Origin of the sequence: Terribium retamae, assembly GCF_022347545.1 — a bacterium.
GTDB lineage: Bacteria > Pseudomonadota > Alphaproteobacteria > Rhizobiales > Rhizobiaceae > Mesorhizobium > Mesorhizobium retamae.
On sequence record NZ_JAKREW010000093.1, the window covers coordinates 1 to 5,840 of the forward strand.

4 protein-coding genes and 1 pseudogene are annotated in these 5,840 nt (G+C 64.5%); 4 read left to right on the forward strand and 1 reads right to left on the reverse strand.

Annotation, left to right across the window (positions count from 1 at the left end; all coding sequences use genetic code 11):
- A partial coding sequence (locus L4923_RS30405; RefSeq protein WP_425531043.1) for a UdgX family uracil-DNA binding protein occupies nucleotides 1-582 on the forward strand: 582 nt, incomplete at its 5' end.
- A 257-nt stretch (nucleotides 583-839) separates the two neighbouring features.
- Here the strand turns inward: L4923_RS30405 and L4923_RS30410 are convergent.
- Nucleotides 840-1,163, reverse strand: a complete 324-nt coding sequence (locus tag L4923_RS30410) for a GIY-YIG nuclease family protein (RefSeq protein WP_239370827.1) — start codon at nucleotides 1,161-1,163, stop codon at nucleotides 840-842.
- Nucleotides 1,164-1,877: 714 nt separating this feature from the next.
- Between L4923_RS30410 and L4923_RS30415 the strand changes: the two genes are divergently transcribed.
- From L4923_RS30415 to L4923_RS30425, 3 genes and pseudogenes are all read left to right on the forward strand, one after another.
- A complete protein-coding gene (locus tag L4923_RS30415; protein WP_239370828.1) occupies nucleotides 1,878-2,330 on the forward strand; it encodes a terminase small subunit-like protein in 453 nt (150 codons plus the stop codon).
- The gene (locus L4923_RS30420; RefSeq protein WP_239370829.1) at nucleotides 2,305-3,720 is read left to right on the forward strand and encodes a hypothetical protein; all 1,416 of its coding nucleotides are present in this window, start codon (nucleotides 2,305-2,307) and stop codon (nucleotides 3,718-3,720) included. The genes L4923_RS30415 and L4923_RS30420 overlap by 26 nt, the downstream gene beginning before the upstream one ends.
- A 399-nt stretch (nucleotides 3,721-4,119) precedes the next feature.
- A pseudogene (locus L4923_RS30425) lies at nucleotides 4,120-5,840 on the forward strand (hypothetical protein); the annotation flags it as partial.

The window sequence follows — 5,840 nt, forward strand, 5'->3', positions numbered from 1 at the left end:
ATCGGGGACCTGCGCAAGGCGGCGAAAGGCTGCCGGCGCTGCCCGCTGTGGCGCGACGCCACGCAGACGGTGTTCGGCGAAGGGCCGGAGGGGGCGAGCGTCGTGTTCGTCGGCGAGCAGCCGGGCGACCAGGAGGACATCGCCGGCAAGCCCTTCGTCGGCCCTGCCGGCAAGGTGTTCGATGCCGTGCTCGACGAGGCGGCGATCGACCGCCAAAAAACCTATGTCACCAATGCGGTGAAGCACTTCAAGTTCGAGCCGCGCGGCAAGCGCCGCATCCATTCCAAACCCAATGCCGGCGAGATCCAGGCCTGCCGCTGGTGGCTGGACAAGGAATTGGCGCTGACCAAGCCGAGCCTAGTGGTGGCGCTGGGCGCCACGGCGGCGCAATCGCTGCTCGGCAAGGCAGTGCCGATCACCAAGATGCGCGGCCAGCTGATCGAGCGCGAGGACGGCCTGCGCATCTTCCTCACCATCCACCCCTCCTTCATCCTGCGCATCCGCGATGCCGAGGACAAGGAAGCGGAACGCGGGCGGTTTCTGGATGACATGCGGGCGGTGAAGGGGTTGATGAGGGGGTGAGGTTTGGGTGGGTGGTTTTTGGGGTGGGTGAGGTTTGGGTGCGTCCTTCGAGGCTCGCCCGCGAGGGATTGGGGGAAGTTTCCGACCAGTGTGCGGGCTCGCACCTCAGGATGAGGGAGGTCGGGGAACGGCGCCCTAATCCTGAGGCGTTTCAGAACTAGGGTGTCGTCACAAAACGGTCCTCATCCTGAGGTGCGAGCCTGCAATGCGTTGAAAAGCTGGCAAAAAGTCATGCGGGCGAGCGTCGAAGGACGCACCTAACAATCGACATCGCGTGATTTTGGAACCAGGTGGCCCCTGCGCGAAAGCTCCGGCAGGCTTTCGTAGGCGAGCGCTATCAGCGCCTCTTTCTTTCTGCGGGACCAGCCCTTGATCTGCCGTTCCCGCGCAATGGCGTCCGTGATCCGGTCGAAAGCTTCAGCAAAGACGAGCCTGACCGGGCGTCTTGTTGCGGTATAATTATCCAGCGGCAGATTGTTGTGTTCCCAGACACGCGCTTCGATGTCCTGTTTGGTCGACCCGACATAGTAGGAACCGTCCGCGCAGTGCAGGATGTAGACGACCATTTCGAACTGGGTCATGGCAGCCCCGAACCGCTGGAAGCATCCAGCTTATCGCGGATGGCTGGGAAATGAAGTGCTTTGGTGCGTCCTTCGAGGCTCGCCCACGAGGGGATTGAGCGAGCCTTCAGCCGATGTGCGGGCTCGCACCTCAGGATGAGGGAGGTCGGGGAAAGGCGCCCTAATCCTGAGGCGTTTCAGAAATAGGGCGTCGTCACACAACGGTCCTCATCCTGAGGTGCGAGCCCGCAATGCCTTGAAAAATTAGCAAAAAGTCATGCGGGCGAGCCTCGAAGGACGCACCCGTTCCACCACGCAAAACACCAATCGCATTTATCCTGTTAACGCAGGCGGCCATGCCTCTAGGCCAAGCCAGGCGGCGACGCTATGTTGCCCATCAATGATTTGGTGATTGCTCGTCATGAGCGGGGCCTTTGTGCCACCTGCCGGAGCAGCGTCGGTTCTCACCGCCGACGAATGGGGAGCTATGGCTCTATAAAGTTAGCCTCGATCGCCGGCGCGGCCCATCCGGGCCGCCTGGCTTTCGCGCCAACGGGCGCGGCGCGTAGTCGCGCGCTGGTTATAGTTGACGATGTTCTCCCAGAAAGGCCCCCTGATGAACCTCTCATTCGGCGAAGTGCTGCTGTGGTCGGTGGTGGGCATCACGCTGCTGATGGTGGCCGGCTTTCATGTGCTTGCCGGCTGACGCCGCCCTTTTCGAGGATTGCCGAGACCATGGGACGACCGACCAAATACTCACAGAAAATGGCGGACCTGATCTGCGACCAGATCACGGAGGGGCGCAGCCTGCGCTCGATCTGCCGCGATGAAGACATGCCAAACACGGCAACGGTTTTCCGCTGGCTGGCGCGGCATGAGGACTTCGCCAAGCTCTATGCCCATGCGCGTGACGCCCAGGCGGATGCGCTGGTGGACGAGATGATCGACATCGCCGATGACGGCTCCAACGACTGGATGGAACAGCGCGGTCGCGACGGTGAAGTGACCGGCTGGAAGGAGAATGGCGAGTCGCTGAAGCGCTCGGCGCTCAGGCTCAGCACGCGGCAGTGGATCGCCGAGAAGCTGAAGCCGAAGAAATACGGCAACAAGGTCGCGCTGACCGATGGCGAGGGCGGGCCGCTGACCGTGAACGTGATCCAGCGTGCCGCGCATCCATCTTCCGAGTGATTGGGCGCCGCGCGCCTATCAGGAGCCGGCCTGGCAATCCTGGCTGAACGGCTGCAACCGGCAGCTGCTGGTGTGGCACCGCCGCGCCGGCAAGGACGACATCAATCTGCGCATGCATTCCGTGGGCGCTTTCAACCGCGTCGGCACCTACTGGCACATGCTGCCGGAATATTCGCAGGCGCGCAAAGCGATCTGGGACGCCGTCAACCCCAACACCGGCAAGCGGCGCATCGACGAGGCTTTCCCCAAGGCGCTGCGCGAGAACACACGCGAGAGCGACATGTTCATCCGCTTCAAGAACGGATCGACATGGCAGGTTGTCGGCTCGGACAATTTCAACGCGCTGATCGGCACGCCGCCGGTGGGGCTGACCGCTTCCGAATGGGCGCTGGCCAACCCGATGGCCTGGGCATACCTGGCACCGATCCTGGCGGAAAATGGCGGCTGGGCGTCGTTCATCTCGACGCCGCGCGGCAACAACCATCTGAAGGCGATGCTGGACCGGTTCCGCAACGACGCGGCCTGGTTCACGCAGGTGCTGACAGCGCATGACACCGGCGCGATCTCGGATGCGGTGATCGCGGCGCAGCGGGCGGAATATGAGGCGCTGTTCGGCAAGACCGTCGCCGACCTGCTGGTGGAGCAGGAATTCTTCTGCTCCTTCGCTGGGGCAACCGTCGGTGCGTATTGGGGTGCGGAGATCGCGACCGCCGACGTGCAGGGGCGCATCGGCGTGGTGCCGATCGACTGGAGCCAGCCGGTGCATACGGCCTGGGATCTCGGCAAGGCAGCGAACAACCCGATCTGGTGTTTCCAGGTGATCGGCGGGCGGCCACGCATCGTCGATTTCTATCGGCCGGAGACGGATGACCTGGAAGACTGGTGCCACTGGCTGGACGCGCGCGGCTATCACGGCAACGATTATGTGCCGCATGACGCGGTGGTGAAGAACTGGGGCGACAAGCGCACCCGCGTCGAGACGCTGAAAAGCCATGGCCGCAAGCCCAAGATCGTGACGATGGCGAGCGTCGCCGACGGCATCAATGCCGGACGCGAGACGATCAAGCTGGCCGAGTTTCACCTTGGCGCCGACGAGCGCGGGCAGCGCATGCAGCACGGCATCGACGGGCTGAAGATGTACCGCCGCACATGGGACGATGACCGCAAGAGCTTCGTCGACAGTCCGGTGAAGGACTGGGCCGAACATATCGGATCGAGCTTCCGCTATCTCGGCCTCGCCTGGCGCGACGTGGCGCCGGCTTTTGTGGCGAAGCGGCAGGTGGATGGGCCGACCTATGAGGTGACCGCAACGGGCGTGGTGCGCGCCGACATCGGCGTGAAAGCCGCGGTCGAGGCGATGGTGCGGCGGAAGAAGAGGATGGATGGGTGATGGTGCATTTTGGGGCTTCAATCTGCTCGCACGGTTTCAAGTCAGCCGGAGGTCTGGACCGCCCGGCCTTCGTCAGTGTTCCGGCATGGATTCCCGACCGCTCCCTACGGTCGCTCACGAGGTCGAGGATGACGGGGTTGCTAGGCATTGCGCCAACTGCAGACGCGGGTGCCATTGTCGGCGCTAGCGCTGTGCCCCCTCTCCGTCGCCGCTTCGCGGCGCCACCTCTCCCCCACTTCATGGGGGCGAGGAACCCAAGCTGGAGAAGCGCCGACGCAGCAACTGCGGTTCCTCGCCCCTGCCGAAGGCGGGGGAGAGGTGGCGCGCCCAGAGGGCGTGACGGAGAGGGGGCTTCACGTGCGCTGACCTTCGCGACCACCGCCGCAGGAGCATTCTGACATGACGAAGAAGACCGATGCCGGCAAGGGTGCGGCGCTGCGCGAGACCGGCCAGAAATGGCTGGAGCGCATCAAGGCGGCCGAGGCGGAGGAGAAGCGCTTTCTCGACGACGCGGCGGTGGCGACCGCCGTGTATCGCGGCAAGGCTGCGCCGAAGAGCGACGGATCATCCGACACGGCGCCGTTCGATTTCAACATCCTGTTTTCCAATGTCGAAACGATCGTGCCGGCGGTGATCAATTCAGCGCCAGCGCCGGATATCCGCCGCCGCTTCGGCGCGGACGATCCGGCCGCGCGCGACTTCGCGCAGCTGCTGGAACGGGCGATCTCGGTGCAAATCGACGACAGCCGGCTGCAGAGCGAACTCGAGGCGATGGCGCAGGACGGTTTCCTGGCCGGACGCGGCATCGTGCGGCTGCGCTTCATGAGCGACTTCATCGGCGGCGAGACGACGGATGAGGCGCTGAGAGAAATTGCGGAGGATGGTGCGGAAGGTGATGCCGGCGGCGACGCTACAGGGGGCGGTGCAGGAGACAATCAAGGCCGTGACGCGTCTGGCGGTGGCATCGGGAGAACAGGCGCCCGACACGGTGCGCCCATCGGAAATGGTGCCGCAGGCGCTGCGCGGAGCGGAAGCTTTGCCCAGGACGGCGGCGGAGCAGCCGCTGCAGCCGGCGACCGAGGGTATGACGCAAGCGCCACGGGGGACGGTGCCGCAAGCGCCACCGGAGGCGGTGCCGCGAGCGCCCCCGGAGGCGAGCAGCTTGCCAATGAACGCATCGTGTTCGAGGCGGTGAGCTGGCGCGACTATCGCCATGGCAAGGCCAAGCGCTGGGACCAGCGACCGTGGGAAGCGTTTCGGCACACGATCGCGCCGGACGACTATGACAGCTTCGTCGATGGCACACTGGTGGCTTTACAGGCTGACGACAGCGGCGACACAGACGATGCCGACCATGAAGTGTGGGAGGTGTGGGACCGCAAATCGCGCACGGTGCTGTTCATCGGCGCCGGCGACGGCACAGTGCTGAAGACGGTGGACGATCCGCTGGGCTTGTCCGGCTTCTTCCCGACGGCGACGCCGGTGCAGCCGATCGAGGTCAACGGCAATCTGGAGCCGGTCAATCCGTTTTCGATCTACCGCAAGCTGGCCGACGAGCTGGACACCACCACCAAGCGCATCCGCCTCATCACAAGACAATTGAAGGTGAAGGGATGGTACGGCGTGAGCCCGACCGACGTGCAGGCGGTGCTGGAGGCCGACGACAACGAGTTCGTGCCGATCGCCGATGCCGAGGTGTGGGCCAAGAATGGCGGGCTGCAGGCTGCCGTGCTGTTCTGGCCGGTGGAGCGGCTGATCGTGGTGTTGTCGCAGCTCTACGGGCTGCGCGACCAGACCAAGCAGGCGATTTACGAGATCACCGGCATTTCCGACATCGTGCGCGGCGCCTCCAATGCCGCCGAGACCTATGGCGCACAGCAGATCAAGAGCCAGTGGGGTTCGCTGCGCATCCACAAGATGCAGCGCATGATCGAGCGCGCCTCGCGCGACCTGTTCGTGATGATGGCGGAGGTGATCCCGGCGAAGTTCTCGCCGGAAACGTTGCAGAAGATGACCGACGTGCAGTTGCTGCCGACGGCACAGGACCTGACGCCGGTGGCGCCGAAACCGCTGCCGCAGGGCCTGCCACCGGAAGCGATGGCGCAGGCGCAGCAGGCGGC